General features: G+C 66.3%; 12 protein-coding genes and 3 pseudogenes. 5 read left to right on the top strand and 10 right to left on the bottom strand.

The features are described from left to right. Positions 1-193 precede the first annotated feature (193 nt). The gene (locus ACETMP_RS18255) at positions 194-1096 is read left to right on the top strand and encodes an alpha/beta fold hydrolase (RefSeq protein WP_375157264.1); all 903 of its coding nucleotides are present in this window, start codon (positions 194-196) and stop codon (positions 1094-1096) included. Between the two features lie 144 nt (positions 1097-1240). Here ACETMP_RS18255 and ACETMP_RS18250 read toward each other — a convergent pair whose 3' ends face one another. Next, positions 1241-1699 carry a nucleoside deaminase gene (locus ACETMP_RS18250; protein WP_375161933.1) on the bottom strand — a complete coding sequence of 153 codons (459 nt, stop codon included), beginning with the start codon at positions 1697-1699 and terminating at the stop codon, positions 1241-1243. Positions 1700-1818: 119 nt separating this feature from the next. Between ACETMP_RS18250 and ACETMP_RS18245 the strand changes: the two are divergent. After that, positions 1819-3890 (top strand): annotated as a pseudogene (locus tag ACETMP_RS18245) (pseudouridine synthase). Positions 3891-4030: 140 nt separating this feature from the next. Then, positions 4031-4585: a 16S rRNA (guanine(966)-N(2))-methyltransferase RsmD gene (rsmD, locus tag ACETMP_RS18240; protein ID WP_375157263.1), complete on the top strand. Its 555-nt coding sequence runs from the start codon at positions 4031-4033 to the stop codon at positions 4583-4585. A gap of 90 nt (positions 4586-4675) precedes the next feature. On the opposite strand, the gene mutL is transcribed toward rsmD, so the two are convergent. Then, positions 4676-6487, bottom strand: a complete 1812-nt coding sequence (gene mutL / locus ACETMP_RS18235; RefSeq protein WP_375157262.1) for a DNA mismatch repair endonuclease MutL — start codon at positions 6485-6487, stop codon at positions 4676-4678. Between the two features lie 211 nt (positions 6488-6698). Between mutL and ACETMP_RS18230 the strand changes: the two genes are divergently transcribed. Beyond that, positions 6699-7109, top strand: coding sequence for a hypothetical protein (locus tag ACETMP_RS18230; RefSeq protein ID WP_375157261.1), 411 nt, complete (start codon positions 6699-6701; stop codon positions 7107-7109). 211 nt (positions 7110-7320) lie between these two features. Here ACETMP_RS18230 and arfB read toward each other — a convergent pair whose 3' ends face one another. From arfB to ACETMP_RS18195, 7 genes and pseudogenes are all read right to left on the bottom strand, one after another. Continuing rightward, positions 7321-7737, bottom strand: coding sequence for an alternative ribosome rescue aminoacyl-tRNA hydrolase ArfB (gene arfB / locus ACETMP_RS18225; protein ID WP_257192697.1), 417 nt, complete (start codon positions 7735-7737; stop codon positions 7321-7323). A gap of 179 nt (positions 7738-7916) precedes the next feature. Continuing rightward, on the bottom strand, positions 7917-9284 hold the full coding sequence (locus tag ACETMP_RS18220) for a M16 family metallopeptidase (RefSeq protein WP_375157260.1): 1368 nt from the start codon (positions 9282-9284) through the stop codon (positions 7917-7919). Next, positions 9281-10672, bottom strand: coding sequence for a M16 family metallopeptidase (locus ACETMP_RS18215; protein ID WP_375161932.1), 1392 nt, complete (start codon positions 10670-10672; stop codon positions 9281-9283). The genes ACETMP_RS18220 and ACETMP_RS18215 overlap by 4 nt, the downstream gene beginning before the upstream one ends. 186 nt (positions 10673-10858) lie before the next feature. Then, positions 10859-11589 (bottom strand): annotated as a pseudogene (locus tag ACETMP_RS18210) (hypothetical protein). A 94-nt stretch (positions 11590-11683) separates the two neighbouring features. Continuing rightward, entirely contained in the window at positions 11684-12178 is a 495-nt protein-coding gene (gene lspA / locus ACETMP_RS18205) for a signal peptidase II (RefSeq protein WP_375157259.1), read from the bottom strand. Positions 12179-12186: 8 nt separating this feature from the next. After that, a pseudogene (gene ileS / locus ACETMP_RS18200) lies at positions 12187-15194 on the bottom strand (isoleucine--tRNA ligase). Positions 15195-15412: 218 nt separating this feature from the next. Continuing rightward, positions 15413-16384, bottom strand: coding sequence for a bifunctional riboflavin kinase/FAD synthetase (locus tag ACETMP_RS18195; RefSeq protein WP_375157258.1), 972 nt, complete (start codon positions 16382-16384; stop codon positions 15413-15415). Between the two features lie 230 nt (positions 16385-16614). Here ACETMP_RS18195 and ACETMP_RS18190 point away from each other — a divergent pair, with 230 nt between their 5' ends. After that, positions 16615-17010 (top strand): response regulator, encoded by a 396-nt coding sequence (locus ACETMP_RS18190; RefSeq protein WP_008567674.1) that lies wholly within the window; start codon positions 16615-16617, stop codon positions 17008-17010. A 162-nt stretch (positions 17011-17172) separates the two neighbouring features. On the opposite strand, the gene ACETMP_RS18185 is transcribed toward ACETMP_RS18190, so the two are convergent. Further along, positions 17173-18027: a TIGR01459 family HAD-type hydrolase gene (locus tag ACETMP_RS18185; RefSeq protein ID WP_375157257.1), complete on the bottom strand. Its 855-nt coding sequence runs from the start codon at positions 18025-18027 to the stop codon at positions 17173-17175. Positions 18028-18031 lie beyond the last annotated feature (4 nt).

Genomic DNA, 18031 nt, shown 5'->3' with positions numbered 1-18031 from the left:
GACGGCGCGCAAGCGCGCCGATCCGGAATCTCGACGTTGGCGTCACCGGATCGCCACACCTGCGCTTCAGAATATCTAATCAATCATTGGGCTTAGTGACCCCGATGATCATACCGCTACTGTGCATGGGGTTGTTTTCGCACTTTTTGGTGTCGGGGGCCGGCCCCGAGTGACCCCTCAAGGATGCAACAAGATGTCCGATCTCGCCGACCTCTATCCTGGCTTTGCCGCCGAATGGATCGATACCTCGTTCGGCCGCATCTTCGCCCGCGTCGGCGGCAAGGGACCGCCGCTGTTGCTGCTGCACGGCTTCTCCGAGACCCACGTGATGTGGCACCAGGTGGCGCCTGAACTGGCCGAGCACTTCACGCTGATCATCGCCGATCTGCCCGGCTACGGCTGGTCCGACATGCCCGAGAGCGACGCGCTGCACATCCCCTACAGCAAGCGCGCGATGGCCAAGGCCATGGTCGAAATGATGGAGCGGCTCGGCCACGTGCACTTCGCGCTCGCCGGCCACGACCGCGGCGGCCGCGTCTCCTACCGCCTCGCGCTCGACCATCCCGGCCGGCTGTCGAAGCTCGCCGTGCTCGATATCCTGCCGACCTATAATTACTGGGAGCGGATGAACCGCGCCTACGCGCTCAAGATCTATCACTGGACCTTCCTGGCGCAGCCCTATCCGCTGCCGGAGACGCTGATCTCTGGCAACGGCGAGTTCTTCCTGCGCTTCAAGATGGCGAGCCAGACCAAATCGAGGACGCTCGATGCGATCGATGAGCGGGCGCTCGAACATTACCTCGCCCCGTTCCGCGATCCCGCCCGCATCCATGCGATGTGCGAGGATTATCGCGCCGGCGCCTATTTCGACTACGACCTCGACAAGGCGGATTTCGAGGCCGGCAAGAAGATCACGATCCCGATGCTGGCGCTGTGGGGCAATGCCGGCGTGGCCCAAGCCGCCGCGACGCCGCTCGATACGTGGAAGCAATGGGCCACCGACGTCGACGGCATGCCGGTGGATTCGGGGCACTTCCTGACGGAGGAGAACCCGGACGTGACCGCGAAGGCGTTGCGGGAGTTCTTCTTGGCCTAGGCACCGCCCTCCGCCACACACTCAACTGTCATCGTCCGCGAAGGCGGACGATCCAGTACTCCGAGACGAATGTGGTTCACTCGATAGGCCGCGGCTTACTGGATGCCCCGCCTGCGCGGGGCATGACAGCGGAGTGTGGACCACTCAGCGCCGCTCCCGAAAGAACTCCTTGAGCAGCCGCGCCGCCTCGCTCTCGCCAACGCCGGAATAGACGTCCGGCGCGTGATGGCAGGTCGGGGAGGCAAAGAACCGCACGCCTGATTCCACCGCGCCGCCCTTGGGGTCGGCGGCGCCGTAATAGAGCCGCCTGACCCTTGCAAACGAGATCGCGCCCGCACACATGGTGCAGGGCTCCAGCGTCACGTAGAGGTCGCAGTCGACGAGGCGCTCGCTGCCGATCTTCGCTGCGGCCTCGCGCAGTGCGATGATCTCGGCGTGGGCGGTCGGATCATGGTCGGTCAGCGTCCGGTTCGCCGCGCTGGCGATCACCTCGTAATTGCGGACCACCACGCATCCGATCGGAACTTCGCCCGCCTTTCCGGCGTTTTCCGCCGTTTTGAGCGCCAAATCCATGAAAGAGGGGGCTTTCAAGCCTCGTATCATCGCCAGAAACCTGCTAGTAGCTCCGCCTTCAGCAAGAGTGGATACCGATTTTGCCTGAGCATGCGGCTCGGAACGAGCGCGCGCAATGCTCATCGCGCTACCCCCAAGTGAGATCATTCATGCCGCGCGACAGCGACAAAGACAACGATTCCCGCGGCCGGCGAGGCCCGCCCAAAGGCGGCCGCAGCGGCAAGGCGCGCGGCCCCGAGAAGAAGTTCGCCAAGCGCGGTTTCGAGGGCAAGAGCGAGGGAGGGGCGACAGCCGCCCGCCCCGTGGCGATCGCGACAGCCGCCCATTCCGCCGCCGCGAGGAGGGCGATGCCCCGCGCCGCGATTCGTCCGACCGTCCGCGCTTCAAGCGCGACGATCGCAGCAGCGAAGGCCGCGGCGAGCGCAGCTTCAAGCCGCGTGGCGACCGGCCATTCTCCGATCGTGGATCACGCGATGGCGACAAGCGCTCCTTCAAGCCGCGCGGTGACCGCCCGTCCCAAGGCCGTGACGATCGTCCGCCGCGCAGCCGCGATCGCGGCGAGTCCCGTCCCGCCGGCCGGTTCGGCGACAAGAAGTTCGGCGACAAGCGGCCGTATTCGCCGCGCGGCGACCGTCCGGAGCGTCCGTTCGACGGCGAGCGGAAGTTTTCGCGGGGCGGTCCGGATCGCGACCGTGGCGATCGCGGCGAGTCAAAGCCCTGGCAGAAGCGCGACGACCGCCCGCGCGGCGATCGGCCGCCGCGCAAGGATTTTGGCAAGGGTCCGCGCAAGGATTTCGGCGGCCGTGACCGCAGCGGAGACAAGCCCTGGCAGAAGCGCGACGAAAGTCGCGACGGCGGCCGCGGCGAGGATCGTCCGCGGTTCTCGCGTTCACGCGACGATCGCGCATCGGGCGATCGCCCGTTCCGCGAGCGGCCCAAATTCGACCGTCCGCGCGAGGATCGTCCAAAGTTCGACCGGCCCCGTCGTGACGGCGATGGCGACCGCGGCGGGCGTGGCGGCGACCGGCCGAAATTCAATCGTCCGCGCGAGCGGTCTGAGGGCCGTTCCGATTGGCACGAGCATCCGCGCAGCGAAGGCCGTTTCGGCGATCGCCCGCGCCGCGAGAACGAGGATGACAGCAGGATCTTCGAGAGACGTCCCGCCTTCGGCGGCCGCGGTGCCTATCGCGAGCGCGATCGTGACGTCGACCGGCGGCCGCGCCGGGACGAAGAGTCGAAGCCGAAGAAGGCCGGCGAGCGCATCGCCAAGGTGCTGGCACGTGCGGGCCTCGCCTCGCGCCGGGACGCCGAGGAGATGGTCACGCAGGGCCGCGTCACCGTCAATGGCCGCGTCATCAACTCGCCCGCGCTGGACATCACCAAGAACGACGTCGTCATGGTCGACGGCAAGCCGTTGCCGGAGCGCGAGCGCACGCGGCTGTTCCTCTATCACAAGCCGCGCGGGCTGATGACCACGCATGACGATCCCGAGGGGCGTCCCACCGTGTTCGACAATCTGCCGGAAGGTCTGCCGCGGCTGATCAGCGTCGGCCGGCTCGATTTCAATACCGAGGGCCTCTTGCTGCTCACCAACGACGGCGGGCTGGCGCGCACGCTGGAGCTGCCCGATACCGGCTGGCTGCGCCGCTACCGCGTCCGCGCCCACGGCGACGTCACCCAGGCGCAGCTCGACGAGCTCAAGAACGGCGTCGAGATCGAGGGCGTCAAATACGGTCCGATCGAGGCGACGCTGGAGCGCGACCAGGGCGCCAATGTCTGGCTGGTGTTCGCGATCCGCGAGGGCAAGAACCGCGAGGTGCGCAACGTCTGCGCCCATCTCGGCCTCGAGGTGAACCGGCTGATCCGCGTCTCCTACGGCCCGTTCCAGCTCGGCGAGGTCCCGGAAGGCCAGGTCGAGGAGATCAAGTCGCGGGTGCTGCGCGAGCAGCTCGGCGACAAGGTGATCGAGAAGTCGGGGGCGCAGTTCGACGTGCCCGCGAAGCCGGCCGCGCGCGAGGACGATGCGCCGCGCGAGACGAAGCCCGCCAGCAAGCGCGCCGTGATCAACGACCGCAAGGGCCGCCGCGTGCTGGTGCAGCGCACCGGCAGCGAGGAGGCGCGCGAGCGCAACGAGGAACAGGCCAGCGGTTACGGCCCGCCGCGCCGTCCCAAGCGCGGCTATCACGGCAAGCGCGACCTGACGCCGCGGGATGGCGAGTAAGCTTCAATGCTTGGAGCGACGCCGACACCGCGCAACAGGTCGTCACGGCCGGGCTTGACCCGGCCATCCACGTCTTGCTTGCGTCGACTACTGAAGAACGTGGATGCCCGGGACAAGCCCGGGCATGACGGAGTCGTGTAATGCGCGTCGTCGGCGGTCGCTTGAAGGGGCGCAATCTGGCCTCGCCGTCCTCGCGCGACATCCGCCCGACGGCGGACCGCTTGCGCGAGTCCGTGTTCAACATCCTCGTGCACGCCTATGACGATCCGATTGCCGATGCGCGCGTGCTCGATCTGTTCGCCGGCACCGGGGCGCTCGGCATCGAAGCGGTCTCGCGCGGGGCGAAGTTCACGTTGTTCGTCGACAATGGCGCGGAAGCGCGGGCGCTGTTGCGCAGCAATGTCGAGACGCTGGGCCTGGGTGGCGTCACCAAGGTCTATCGCCGCGACGCGACCGATCTCGGACCTGCGCATCCCGTCGAGCCGTTCTCGCTGGTGTTCCTCGATCCGCCCTATGGCAAGGGTTTTGCGGAGAAGGCACTGGCGTCCTTGCGCGACGGCGGCTGGCTGACGCCGGGCGCGCTGCTGGTGGTGGAGGAGGCCAAGGCCGCGCAGTTCGCGACACCGGCGGGCTACGAAGAGCTAGAGCGGCGGGCGTATGACGACACGGAGTTCGTGTTTTTGCGGAAGCCGTAGGATGGGTAGAGCGTAGCGAAACCCATCGTCTCACCGCGTGGGTGGAATTGATGGGTTTCGCTTCGCTCTACCCATCCTACACGACCGGAACTATCGCCGCCCGAACAGCTTCTCGACGTCGCTCAGCTTCAGCTCGACATAGGTCGGCCGGCCGTGATTGCACTGGCCGGAGTTCGGCGTCGCCTCCATCTCCCGGAGCAGGGCATTCATCTCTTCCGGCCGCAGCCTTCGGCCGGCGCGCACCGAGCCGTGGCAGGCCATGGTCGCCGCGACGTGCATCAGGCGGCGTTCGAGCGGAAGCGCCTCGTCCCATTCGGCCATGTGCTCGGAGAGATCGCGCAACAGGCCGCCGGCATTGGTCTTGCCGAGCAGCGACGGCGTCTCGCGCACGGCGACCGCGCCGGGGCCGAAGGACTCGATGGCGAGGCCGAACGAGGCGAGCTCCTCGCTGCGCTCCAGCAGGCGCTCGACCGTGGCCTCGTCCATCTCGACGATCTCGGGGATCAAGAGGATCTGCCGCTGCACGCCGTTCGTCGCCAGCGACGCCTTCAGCCGCTCATAGACGATGCGCTCATGCGCGGCATGCTGGTCGACGATGATCAACCCGTCGCGGGTTTGCGAGACGATATAGGTTTCGTGGATCTGCGTGCGCGCCGCGCCGAGCGGGCGGTCGACGAGGTCCGCCACCGGCTGCGTCTCGAACCGCACATCCGCGCTGGGAGCACCGACATCGAACGCGGCCTGCGCGCGCTCCGCAAGAACGGATGCCGCGGCGCCCTCGAATGACGGCATCGGCGCGACAGGCGCGGCGGGCGAGGCGCGCCAGTCCCAGCTCGCTGGACGCGGCGTGAAAGCGGGCCGGAACGCGGACAGCGCGCTCTCGCCGCTGTTGGCGGCGGTGCGCCGGCCCTCGCGTGCCAGCGCTTCCTTCAATCCGTGCACGATCAGCGCGCGGACGAGGCCGGCATTGCGGAACCGCACCTCGGTCTTGGCCGGATGCACGTTCGCGTCGACCTCGCGCGGATCGAGCGTGACGAACAGCGCCAGCACCGGATGGCGGTCACGCGGCAGATAGTCGGAATAGGCCGCGCGCACCGCGCCGAGAATCAGCTTGTCCCGCACCGGACGGCCGTTGACGAAGAGATATTGCCCGAGTGCGTTGGCCTTGGTCAGCGCCGGCGCCGCCGCATAGCCGGCGACGACGATGCCCTCGCGCTCGGCATGAACCTCGATGGCGTGGCTGCGAAACTCCGCGCCCAGGATGTCGCCGAGCCGGGTCAGCCGTCCGGCCGCGCCGGGCAGCGCGGCTGCCCAGGTCACCGGCGCGCGCTCCTCGCCGGCAAGCGTGAAGGCAATGTCGGGCCGCGTCATGGCGAGCCGCCGCACCACCTCGCGGATCGCCTCGGCTTCGGTGCGGTCGGTCTTGAGGAATTTCAGCCGCGCCGGCGTCGCATAGAAGAGGTCGCCGACCTCGACGCGCGTGCCGTGCGCCAGCGCGGCCGGCATGATCTCGGATTTCTCGCCGCCTTCGACCGTCAGTGCCCAGGCATGCGGCTCGCTGGCGTGGCGCGTGGTGATGGAGAGCCGCGCGACGGAGCCGATCGAGGGCAGCGCCTCGCCGCGGAAGCCAAGGGTCCGAATCTGGAGCAGGTCCTCGTCGTCGAGCTTGGAGGTGGCATGGCGCTCGACCGCGAGCGCGAGGTCTTTCGCGGACATGCCGCTGCCGTCATCGGTGATGCCGATCCGCCGCCGCCCGCCGCCATCGGTGAAGACGTCGATCCGGCTCGCACCGGCATCGATCGCGTTCTCGACCAGTTCCTTGACCACGCTCGCGGGGCGCTCGACCACCTCGCCGGCGGCGATGCGGTTGACGACTTGCTCTGGAAGTTGGCGGACGGGCATGAGCTTCACTCGGCGAATATCCCAATCTAACGCCCCCTCGCAACAAATGCATGGGGAAGGTTGCGCTTCCCACATACCAGATGTGGGAATCTCCAGCATTCACCGGTCGTTGACGAATGCGGCGCGCGCTCGCGCATTGCCGCATGTGAGGAGTACAATTCCGCGAAACCGCCGCGAAATCCCTAAACCATCAACACACGATACGGCTTGGATGAGCACCGCGCCGTTCGCACGCTTGACGCGATGTCACGGTCCGATCCAGGCGAACGGCGCTGGGAACCATTGGACTGTCATCGCGGAAAATCCAGGAGAAATGGATGAAGTTGGTCAAGACCTCGATGATCGCATGCGCTCTGTCGGCTTTCATTGCGACGCCCGTTCTCGCGCAAAGCGCGCCCCCACCGCCAAGCCGGGCGGCACCGTGCAAAGCAAACCCATGCAGGGCAGCACGATGGGCAGCGGCGACGAGGAGATGAATGCGCAGCCGGGCGCAGCGGGCGAGAAGACCGGCATGAAGCCGACCAAAAGCACCCGAGGCACGGCCGGCACCACGGGCAGCGCTACGCACAAGGGGACGGCCGACGATGCCGCGACCGGCGCAGCCCCGTCCAAGCGTTACTGACGCAGATGGCTTGAGGTTGAAGCGATCACCACGGCGGATCGTTCACCTCTTCCGATTGCGCATGCGGGAGAGGATGGCGCGGAGCGACGGGTGAGGGCTTTTTTCCGCTTGGGGATTGTCCCGTTGCGGAGACACCCTCTCCCCAACCCTCCCCGCAAGCGGGGGAGGGGGCGCACCTGCGTTGCAGCAGCCAAGCCAGTCTCTTCGCGCTTTAGTCGTCGAAGCTTCGGCCGCGTCCGGCCTTGATATCGCTGCGGCGCTTCTTGCCCTCGAGACGGCGCTGCTTTGAGCCGAAGGTCGGTTTTGTCGCGCGCCGCGGCTTTGGCCGCACCATGGCCTCGCTCAGGATTTCGACCAGCCGGTCGATGGCATCCTGACGGTTGCGCTCCTGGGTGCGGAAGCGCTGCGCGTGGATCACGATGACGCCGTCCTTGGTCATGCGCTGGCCGGCGATGCGGGCAAGGCGTAGCGCCGCATCCTCCGGCAAGGTCAGCTTGCGCGTGTCGAAACGCAGCTGGGCCGAGGTCGCGACCTTGTTGACGTTCTGTCCGCCCGGGCCGGAGGCGCGGACAAAGCCGATCTCGATGTCGTCCTCGTCGATGACGAGATCGCGGGATATCCGCAGCATGATGGCACCAGGAAAAGAATCGGGTGCGCACAATAGCGGTTTTAGATGGGGTTCGTCATTCCGGGGGCGCCCAGAGGGCGAACTATGGTGCGCCTTTGCGCACCAGAGATCTCGAGATCTCAGGTGCGCGATTGCGCACCCTCGTTCGATGCTTCGCATCGCCCCGGAATGACAGCTGTTTAGTTCGACTTCGTCGCCGGTGCCGCCGCCGGTTGCGCCGCGGCCTGCGGGGCACGGCCGACGACGACGGTCAGGAGGCCCTGGCCCCAGAGCCGCCTGGCGGCCGCCTTGGCGTCGTCCAGCGTCACGGCATCGACGATGGCGTTGCGCTTCTCGATATAGTCGATCGGCAGCTTGTCCTGCTGGTACTGCAGCAGCGCTTGCGCCAGCTTGGAGGAGGTGTCGAGCGCCAGCATCTGCGAGCCCTTGAGGTAGGACTTGGCCTCATCGAGCTCCTTCTGCGTCGGGCCTTCCTCGGCGATCCGGCGCACTTCCTTCTCGATGGCATCGATGGTGTCGCCGGCGCGGTCGGCGCGCGTACCGGTATTGCCGATGAAGATCGCCGAATGCTCCATCCAGAGCAGCGATTCGAACACCGAATAGGCGAGGCCTCGCTTCTCGCGGACCTCGCGATAGAGGCGCGAGGACAATCCGCCGCCGCCGAGAATGTGGTTGACGACATAGGCCGCCATGAAGTTGGGATCGCTGCGCTTCACCCCGGGCCCGCCGAAGGTGATCACGGTCTGCGGCACGTCGAGGGTGACGAAGGCGCGTTGCGGCGGCTTTGAGGCCTCGACGTCGGGGACCGGCGTGAGGTTGGCCTTGGCGGGCAGGGCGCCGAAGGTGTGGTCGAGCAGCTTGCCGAGGGCCACCGGATCGACGTCGCCGACGACTGCGATCTTCAGCCCATCCCTGGCCAGCACACGGCCGACATAATCCTTCATGTCGGCGATCGTGATGGTCGGCACGCTGTCGAGGTTGCCGTTGGTCTGCCGGCCGTAGGGATGATCGCCGAAGGCGACTTCCAGGAATTTGCGGCTCGCCAGCGAGGTCGGGTTGGTGGTCTCGCGGCGCAGGCCCGAGATGACCTGGGAGCGGATACGTTCGACGTCGGCGGGATTGAAATGCGGCGAGGTCAGCGCGCCCCGCAAGAGATCGAAGGCCTCGTCCTTGTTGTCGCGCAGCATGCGCAGGCTGCCGCGGAAGGTGTCGCGGGTGGCGCTGAAGGACAGCTCGATGGCGCGGCGGTCGAGCCGCTCGTGGAAGGTCTTGGAATCGAGATCGGCGGAGCCTTCGTCGAGCAGGTCGCCGACCAGATTGGCGACACCAGGCTTGTCCTTGGGATCCTGGGCCGAGCCGCCGGCAAAGGAATATTCCATGGCGATCAGCGGCACGGTCGCGTCCTGCACGAACCAGGCCTCGATGCCGCCGGGCGAGACCAGGCGCTGGATCTTTGCGGCGGCGTGCGACGGCGACACCGCCGCCAGTGCGAGTGCGGCCCCGGCGACGAACGAGAATGCAACGCGTCGAAGGAAGGGATAGGTCACGAACGCTTCTCCTCGCGCTTTGCAGCACTGGTGTCCTTGATCAGATAGCCCGTCACCGAGCGCTTCTTATCGAGCCATTTCTGCGCGACGGCGCGGACCTGCTCGGCGGTGACCGCGCGGATGCGATCGGGCCAGCTCCTGATATCCTCGATCGACAGGCCGGTGGTCAGCGCGCCGCCATACCAGCGTGCCAGCACCGCCTGGTTGTCCTGGGCGTAGATCGCTTCCGCGATGAGCTGGGTTTTCACGCGCTCCAGATCCTCGGCGCGGATCGGGTTCTGCGCCACGTTGGCGATGACGCCGTCGACCGCCTGCTCGATCTCTGCGAAGCTGACGCCGGCTTTCGGCGCGGCCGAGATCGCGAACTGGGTCGGGTCGAGCGAGATGCTCGAATAGCTGGCGTTGGCGGAGACCGCGAGCGGCTTGTCGACGACGAGGGCGCGGTAGAGATAGGAATTGCTGCCGCTGCCCATCAGCTGCGCCAGCACGTCGAGGGCCGCGCTCTCGCCGGCCGCGGCCGTGGTCGCCGACGGGACGAGGTAATAGCGCCGCATGTTCGGCTGCTCGACGCGGGGATCGGCCAGCGTCACGGTGCGCGGGGCGGCGGGCTCAGGCTCCTGGGGACGTACCCGCCGTGCCGGGATGGCAGGCTGCGCCGGGATCGAGCCGAAATTGCGCTCGACGAGCGGGCGGATCTCGGCGGCGTCGACGTCGCCGGCGATCACCAGGATCGCGTTGTTCGGCGCATAGAAGCGGCGATAGAAGGCGAGCGCGTCCTCGCGATCGAGCTTCTCGATCTCCTGATGCCAGCCGATTACCGGCCGGCCGTAGGGATGATTGAGGTAGAGCGCAGCCATGATCTGCTCGTTCAACCGCGCGTCGGGATTGTTGGCGACGCGCATGTTGTATTCTTCGAGCACGACGTCGCGCTCGGGCAGCACGTTCTCGTCCTTGAGGATCAGGCCGGTCATGCGGTCGGCCTCGAACTCCATCATGGTCGGCAGCTGCTCTTTCGGCACACGCTGGTAGTAATTGGTGTAGTCGACCGAGGTCGAGGCGTTCTCGTTGCCGCCGACGCGGAGCACGGTCTGGGAGAATTCGCCGGCGGGATGCTTCGAGGTGCCCTTGAACATCAGGTGCTCGAGGAAATGCGCGAGCCCGGATTTTCCCGGCGTCTCGTCGGCCGAGCCGACCTTGTACCAGATCATCTCCGTGACCACGGGCGTGCGGTGATCCGGGATCACCACGACCTGCATGCCGTTGCTGAGCGTGAAGCTGGCGGGCGGGGCCGATGTGACCGTGGTCTGGGCGAGGGCCGCACCTGATGTCAGGACACTGGTCGAGAGCAGCGCGGCAAGGAGGCAGGCAGCCGATCGGGAAGAGGGCATCATGATCCTTTTGGAACGCCGAGGTCCGGATCTCCGGCTCGGAGGCGCCGCATGCTACACCGTGCGGCTGAGACTTCGCGTCACGAAGCAGAGAACGCCATCAACGCGTGAGCAAGTCAGGCCGAAGCCATGCAGGGGCCGGCAGCCAGCTCCGCGATCCGAAATGCTCGGGGCCGGGCAGGAGTGCTATTGCACCTTCTCCTTGCCGGACAGGACGTCGAAATAGGTTCGCTTCGAGTTGTCCGGCCCGGAGCCGTAGGCGTAGTTCGGCGAGGGCGTCTGGTATCCCGGCGGCGGCTCCACCAGCGATTGGCGCGGCGGCTCCGACGTAAACTGCTTCGACTCGGGCTCGTTGCCTTTGAACAATTTGAACAGTCCGCCGGTGTATCCGAGCTGGGCGGGGCTGAGAGTCGGATTGGTGGTGTTGGTGCCCGGCTGAAGCGGATCATTGCTGGTCTTGTCGGCTGCCGCCGTCTTGTGGGCGTTCATCTCGGCGGGCGAGAGCGGCCGGGCATTCTTCAAATACTCTGCTGCCTTGTCGCCGCCCCCTTCTTTCGCGCCGCGATGGCGTCCTTGCGGCGCTTCTCGTCGGGGTCCTTCGGCCAGTTTGGCGCAACCGCGGCCTCCGCGGTGGCCGGCGGCGGCAGGTCGAGCTTGGGCGGCACGACCAGCGGCGAACGCTCACGGTATTCGATGCCGGGCTTCTCCATGCTCTTGGCGCCGAGGCCGGACATCAGGTTGTCGATCAGCTTCTCTTCGAAGGTCATGTCGTCGTCGTCTTCGTCGTCACCCGCGCGGGCGGCGCCGGTCGACATGACGAGGCCAATGCCGAGCGCGACAGCGGACAATTTCAAAGCCCGCCAGAACCCCCATTGGGAGTCTCGAACCATTGAACCGCTGGTCTTCGAGCTGCGCATTACGATACCTGTTCCATATTGTGGCAGATCGCCGCTCAAACGCGGCCAGTCCCTCGCAAAACGGGTTCCGCCTGCCGGTCCGTATCGGCCGGGATCAGGGCGCTTTTGCGGCGGGTACCCCCAGGAAGGAATCATACAATAGCGCCGCCACCCCAGCAACGATCGCCACGTCGGCGAGGTTAAACACGTACCAATTATAGGTATTTCCACCGATCTCGATGTGGAACAGCGCGAAATCGACCACCGCGCCATGGATCAGGCGGTCGATGCCGTTGCCGAGGGCGCCGCCGATGATCAGGCCCAGCGCAACCGTGGCAAGCCTGGTGTGCGAGCGGGCCATCCAGATCGCCAGCGCGACCACGGCGAGGGCCTTGACCGCCATCAGCGCGAGCTGCGCCGCCTGGCTGTCGTGCTGGAGCCAGCCGAAGCTGATGCCGATATTCCAGGCCAGCACCAGGTCGAAGAACGGCGTCACCTTGACGACGCCGCGCCGGGCGAGGTCGAACCCGTTCAGCAGCCAGAGCTTCGAGGCCTGGTCGGCCACGAGCGTGACAATTGCCGCGAGGATGCCGGCGCCAAGCGGGGTCATGGGGGGAATCAGACCGCCACTCCCAACGCCTTCCATTCGCGCAGCGCCTTGGCGTCGCGCGGGGTGACGTCGGGGTACTCAGGATCGTCGCCGACAAACTGCGAGATCTTCCAGGACCGGGCGCATTTGGTGCCGACCGCCTTCTCCACCACGACCGCGACACCGGGCACCGCTTCGAGACGGAACGCAGCAGCCGGCGCCTCGCCCTCACGCACCTCGTAATTCGAGGTGATGCAGACTTCAGCCAGATCGATGTCGAACAACGTCGCCAGCATCCCGCGGTCGGAGACATAGATCACCGGCGAGGCCTCCAGCGACGAGCCGATGTTCTTGGCGGCGCGTTCGAGCTCGAGCGCGCCGGTGACGACGCGGCGGACGTCGCGGATCGTCTCCCATTTCGCGGCGAGACTGTCGTCGCGCAAGCCGTCGAGATCGGTCGGGAACAGCGTCAGATGCACCGACGGCTCGGCGCCGGGGCGGTACATGCGCCAGGCTTCCTCGGCGGTGAAGCTGAGGATCGGCGCCAGCCATTTCAGCACCGAGGTGCACAACAGTTCGATCGTCGTCAGCGCCGCCTTGCGTGTCAGGGAGGACGGCGGATCGCAATACAGCGTGTCCTTGCGGATATCGAAATAGAACGCCGAGAGCTCGCTGTTGAGGAAGGCCGAGAGGGTCGCGACCACGGTTTTGTAGTCGAACTCCCGATAGGCCTTGTCGATGGCGGCGGCGCGCACCGCCAGTTCGTGCAGCATCAGCCGCTCGAGCTCGGGCATCTCGGCGGGCGCGACCGCCTCGGCCGGCTTGTAATGATGCAGCGTGCCGAGCATCCAGCGCACGGTGTTGCGCAGCTTGCGATAGGTCTCGACCGTGTTCTTCAGGATCTCGGGACCGATGCGCTGGTCGTCGGTGTAGTCGCAGGACGCGACCCACAGCCGAAGGATGTCGGCGCCGGATTCCTTGATGACCGCCTGCGGCTCGATGGTGTTGCCGAGCGACTTCGACATCTTGCGGCCGTCCTCGGCCTGGGTGAAGCCGTGGGTCAGCACGATGTCGTAAGGCGCGCGGCCGCGCGTGCCGCAGCTCTCCAGCAGCGAGGAGTGGAACCAGCCGCGATGCTGGTCCGAGCCTTCCAGATACATCACCGTGTCGGTGCCGCCGTCGACCTTGCGCTTGATGCCGGCGAGCCCGGGAAACTGCTCGGGGTCCTCGAGCACGAAAGCGTGGGTCGAGCCGGAATCGAACCAGACGTCGAGAATGTCGTCGACCTTCTGCCAATCCTCGCGCGCGCGCGCGCCGAGGAAGCGCTCGCGCGCGCCCGTCGCGTACCAGGCGTCGGCGCCTTCTTGCTCGAACGCTTCGCCGATGCGGGTGTTGACCGCCTCGTCCTGCAGGATCTCGGCGGAGCCGTCGCCCTTCTCGCGCACGAATACGGCGATCGGCACGCCCCAGGCGCGCTGGCGCGAGATCACCCAGTCGGGCCGCGCCTCGATCATGCCGTTGATGCGGTTCTCGCCCGACGGCGGTACCCATTGCGTCACCGAGATCGCGTGCAGCGCGCGGGCGCGCAGCGTGTCGCCGCTCTTCGCCTTGCCGCCCTGAGCCACGTCCTTGTCCATCGCGATGAACCATTGCGGCGTGTTGCGGAAGATCACTGGCTTCTTGGAGCGCCAGGAGTGCGGATATTGATGCTTCAGCCGGCCGCGCGCGAGCAGCATGCCTTTCTCGACCAGCGCCTTGATCACCGCCTCGTTGGCATCGCCCTTCTCGCCCTTGTCGGTGATGACGCGCTTGCCGGTAAAGCCCGGCGCATGGTCGGTGTAGGCGCCGTTCTCATCGACGGTGTAGGGGATCGCGGTGTTGATGCCGCGCGCATCGAGATCGCGTGCCTGCGCCATCCAGACATCGAAGTCTTCGCGGCCATGGCCGGGCGCGGTGTGCACGAAGCCGGTGCCGGTGTCGTCGGTGACGTGATCGCCGGGCAATAGCGGCACGATGAAGTCGTAGCCGCCGGAAAGGCCCTCAGCGGATGGGCGCATTCGATCGCGTCCATGGTGTCGCCGGGGACGTCGCGGAGCTTCTCGTAGGCGGTCACGCGCGCCTGCTTGAAGACCTCTTCAGCGAGTGCGTCGGCGAGGATCAGGAGATCGCCGGCCCTGGTCCAATTGTCGGCGGGCGCATCCGTCACCTTGTAAAGGCCGTAGGCGATCTTCGGAGAGAACGAGATGGCGCGGTTGCCGGGGAGCGTCCAGGGCGTGGTGGTCCAGATCACGACGCTTGCGGAGGCGAGCGCACCGTGCGCGGGCGAGGTGACCGGGAATTTCACCCACACCGTATCCGAGGTGTGGTCCTCGTACTCGACCTCGGCCTCGGCCAGCGCGGTCTTCTCGACCACGCTCCACATCACCGGCTTGGAGCCGCGATAGAGCGTTCCGTTGGCGGCGAACTTCATCAGCTCGCGCGCGATCTGGGCTTCGGCCGGGAAGCTCATGGTGGCGTAGGGATGGTCCCAGTCGCCGATCACGCCGAGGCGCTTGAACTCCTCGCGTTGCACGCCGAGCCAATGCGTGGCGTAGGCGCGGCACTCGCGGCGGAAGTCGATCATGGCGGCGCTGTCGCGGAAATCGGGCTTCTGCTTGCCCTTCTTGCGATAGTGCTCCTCCTCGACCTTCCACTCGATCGGCAGGCCGTGGCAGTCCCAGCCGGGGACGTAGTTGGAATCGAAGCCGAGCATCTGCTGGCTCTTTGTGACGAGATCCTTGAGGATCTTGTTCAGCGCCGTGCCGATATGGATGTTGCCGTTGGCATAGGGCGGGCCGTCATGCAGCACGAACTTGGCGCGGCCACGGGCAGCCTCACGCAGCTTCTCGTAGAGACCGATCTCGTACCAGCGCTTGAGGATCTCCGGCTCGCGCTGCGGCAGGCCGGCGCGCATCGGGAATTCGGTCTGCGGCAGGAACAGGGTCTTCGAATAGTCTTTGGCTTCGGATTTTTGGGACTTTTGCGGCTTTTCGGACATGAGGCTGACTGGCTCGGAATGGCGCGGGAACGGATGGCGATGCGGAATCGCGGGGGTGAAACGGCCAAATCCCGGTCTTGCGCCGAGCCCTTAAGCTCAGGCGGAAGCCGGGCCGCTAATCCCTATGATGCGCCGCGCAAACATGGGCTCTCCATAGCAGGGGGCCAAGAGAAGCGCAAAAGGGAAGCGCAAAGGTTCGGGAAGGCCGGATTCGGGGCTCAATCGACGGCGCCGAGCCGCGGAAATGCGTCCGGGGCGGCGGCCAGGATGGCGCGGGCGCGGGCGGAATCGTCGTCCATCTGCCGGATCAGGGCCTCGATGCCCTCGAACTTCAGCTCCTCGCGGATGAAGCCGATAAAGGCGCAATCCAGCGACTGACCGTAGAGATCGCCCTTGAAGTCGAACAGGAAGATTTCCAGCAGCGGGGCGCCATTGTCGAAGGTCGGGCGGCGCCCGAAGCTTGCCACTCCGTCCAGCCGCTCCGTGCCGCGGCCGACCCGGACCGCATAGATGCCGTGCTTCAGGCCACAATTGGCATCGAGGCGGATGTTGGCGGTGGGATAGCCGAGATCGCGGCCGCGCTTCTCGCCGTGGATCACCTCGCCGGTGATGAACCAGGGCGCACCCAGCATGGTGGTGGCCTCGTCGAGCTGGCCTTCGGCGAGGGCGATGCGGATCGCGCTGGAGGAGACCGGCCGCTCGTCGATATCGACATGCGGCTGCACGTCGACCTCGATGCCGAGCCGGGGCGCCTCGTTGACCAGCAGGCTCGGCGAGCCGACCCGACCCTTGCCGAAATGGAAGTCGTAACCCACCGCGATCCCGCTGACGCCGAGCCGTCCGATCAGGTCTTGGTGAATGAAATCTTGCGCGCTGGTTCCGGCGCGGGCCTTGTCGAAGGTCATGACCACGGCGCCGGCAAGCCCGGTGCCGGCCAGAAGCCGCAGCTTGGCCTGTTCGTCCGTCAGGCGGAATTGCGGGGTGTTGGGGCTGAAGAATCGCCGCGGATGCGGCTCGAAGGTGAGCGCCAGCGCGGGGCGGCCATGGGTCCGGCCCATTTCCAGGGCGGCGGCGATCACGGCGCGGTGACCGAGATGAACCCCGTCGAAATTGCCCATGGCGACCACGGCGCCCCTTGGAATCGCGGAAACGGGCGTGGTGTCGCGGATAACGTCAAAATGCGGGGCCATCAGGGAAATTCTCGAACCGGCGGGACCGGCCGGGACCGTGGCGCGACCGGCCCGATGAAGTCAAGCGGAAGGGGGAGCGCCGAATCCCACGCAATTTCAGTTCTTTCGGGGTGCCCCCAATTAACGCGCTGTTTAACGCCTTGGTGCTAGTCCTTGCATCTGGAACAGGCGGGCCCCGGCCCGGCAGGTTCGATCTTAAATATTCCTGGGTATGCGTTGGGGGAGTCGAGATGGCGGTTGATTTGTCGATGCCGGTTCTGGTGGTGGATGACTACAGCACCATGATCCGCATCATCAGGAATCTGCTGAAGCAGCTTGGCTTCGAGAATATCGATGATGCCAGCGACGGCTCGGCAGCGCTGAACAAGATGCGCGGCAAGAAGTATGGGCTCGTGATCTCCGACTGGAACATGGAGCCGATGACGGGGTACGACCTTTTGCGCGAAGTGCGCGCGGATCCGAACCTCGCCACCACGCCCTTCATCATGATCACGGCGGAATCCAAGACCGAGAACGTGATCGCGGCCAAGAAGGCCGGCGTGAACAATTACATCGTCAAGCCGTTCAACGCGGCGACACTGAAGACCAAGATCGAGGCGGTGTTCCCGGACATGGCCAGCGCGTAAAGCGCGATCGAAGCATCAGGTGAATTCGAAAGGCCCGGGCTCGTCCCGGGCCTTTTTGCTTTTGGTTCGTCATTTCGGGGCGGTGCGCCAGCACCGAACCCGGAATCTCGAGATTCCGCGGTTCGCGCTTCGTGCGCCCCGGAATGACGGAAGTTTAGGCCGTCACCACTTCAATTCGCGCATCAGCGCCTTGGGCGGGTGGCCGAACAATTCCAGTACCGATGCCGGGTCGAGCTGGTCGAGGCCCTCGAACTCCTCGGCATGGATGCCGCGGGTCACGAACAGGCAGTCGATGCCGAATTCGCGCGCGCCGGTTAAGTCGGTGCGGACGGAATCGCCAATCGCCAGCACCTTCTTCCGGTCGATCTGGTGGCCCTGGCGTTCCCCGGCGAGCGCCATGGCGCGCTCGTAGATCGGCCGGTGCGGCTTGCCGTAGAAGATCACCTCGCCGCCGAGCTCGCGATAGAGCTCCGCGATGGCGCCGGCGCAGTAGATCAGCCGGTCGCCGCGCTCCACGACGATGTCGGGGTTGGCGCAGACCAGCGTCAGCTTGCGCTCGCGCGCCTTCAGCATCATGCCGCGATAGTCTTCTGCCGTCTCGGTCTCGTCGTCATAGAGGCCGGTGCAGACGATGTAGTCGGCTTCCTCCAGCGGCGCGGTCTTCGCATCGAGGCCGCGATAGATCGAGTTGTCGCGCTCGGGCCCGAGCCAGAACATCTTGCGGCCGGGATGCTCGGCGACATAGAGCCGGGTCAGGTCGCCCGACGAGACGATCGCGTCGTAGGTCTCGTCGGGGACGCCGAGCTTGCGCAATTGCCGCTGCACGGAATCCGCCGGCCGCGGCGCGTTGGTGATCAGGATCACCGTACCGCCGTGGCTGCGATAGGTGTGCAACGCCTCGCAAGCTTCGGGAAAGGATTCGAGGCCGTTATGGACGACGCCCCAGATGTCGCTGAGAACGACGTCCACACCGCCCACGAGCTCGCGCAGGCTTTCGGCGAAATGCAGCGTGGTCATGATA

This window comes from Bradyrhizobium dasycarpum (assembly GCF_042019905.1).
Lineage (GTDB): Bacteria > Pseudomonadota > Alphaproteobacteria > Rhizobiales > Xanthobacteraceae > Bradyrhizobium > Bradyrhizobium japonicum_B.
This window is presented reverse-complemented; position numbering and strand designations above follow the sequence as displayed.

Bases quoted from the DNA above. Each gene is read 5' to 3' on its own strand.
- ACETMP_RS18215 (WP_375161932.1), bottom strand. From the start codon at position 10,672: ATGCCCTCTTCCCGATCGGCTGCCTGCCTCCTTGCCGCGCTGCTCTCG.
- ACETMP_RS18255 (WP_375157264.1), top strand. From the start codon at position 194: ATGTCCGATCTCGCCGACCTCTATCCTGGCTTTGCCGCCGAATGGATC.
- lspA (WP_375157259.1), bottom strand. From the start codon at position 12,178: ATGACCCCGCTTGGCGCCGGCATCCTCGCGGCAATTGTCACGCTCGTG.
- ACETMP_RS18190 (WP_008567674.1), top strand. From the start codon at position 16,615: ATGGCGGTTGATTTGTCGATGCCGGTTCTGGTGGTGGATGACTACAGC.
- ACETMP_RS18185 (WP_375157257.1), bottom strand. From the start codon at position 18,027: ATGACCACGCTGCATTTCGCCGAAAGCCTGCGCGAGCTCGTGGGCGGT.
- ACETMP_RS18250 (WP_375161933.1), bottom strand. From the start codon at position 1,699: ATGATACGAGGCTTGAAAGCCCCCTCTTTCATGGATTTGGCGCTCAAA.
- rsmD (WP_375157263.1), top strand. From the start codon at position 4,031: ATGCGCGTCGTCGGCGGTCGCTTGAAGGGGCGCAATCTGGCCTCGCCG.
- arfB (WP_257192697.1), bottom strand. From the start codon at position 7,737: ATGCTGCGGATATCCCGCGATCTCGTCATCGACGAGGACGACATCGAG.
- mutL (WP_375157262.1), bottom strand. From the start codon at position 6,487: ATGCCCGTCCGCCAACTTCCAGAGCAAGTCGTCAACCGCATCGCCGCC.
- ACETMP_RS18230 (WP_375157261.1), top strand. From the start codon at position 6,699: ATGAGCACCGCGCCGTTCGCACGCTTGACGCGATGTCACGGTCCGATC.
- ACETMP_RS18195 (WP_375157258.1), bottom strand. From the start codon at position 16,384: ATGGCCCCGCATTTTGACGTTATCCGCGACACCACGCCCGTTTCCGCG.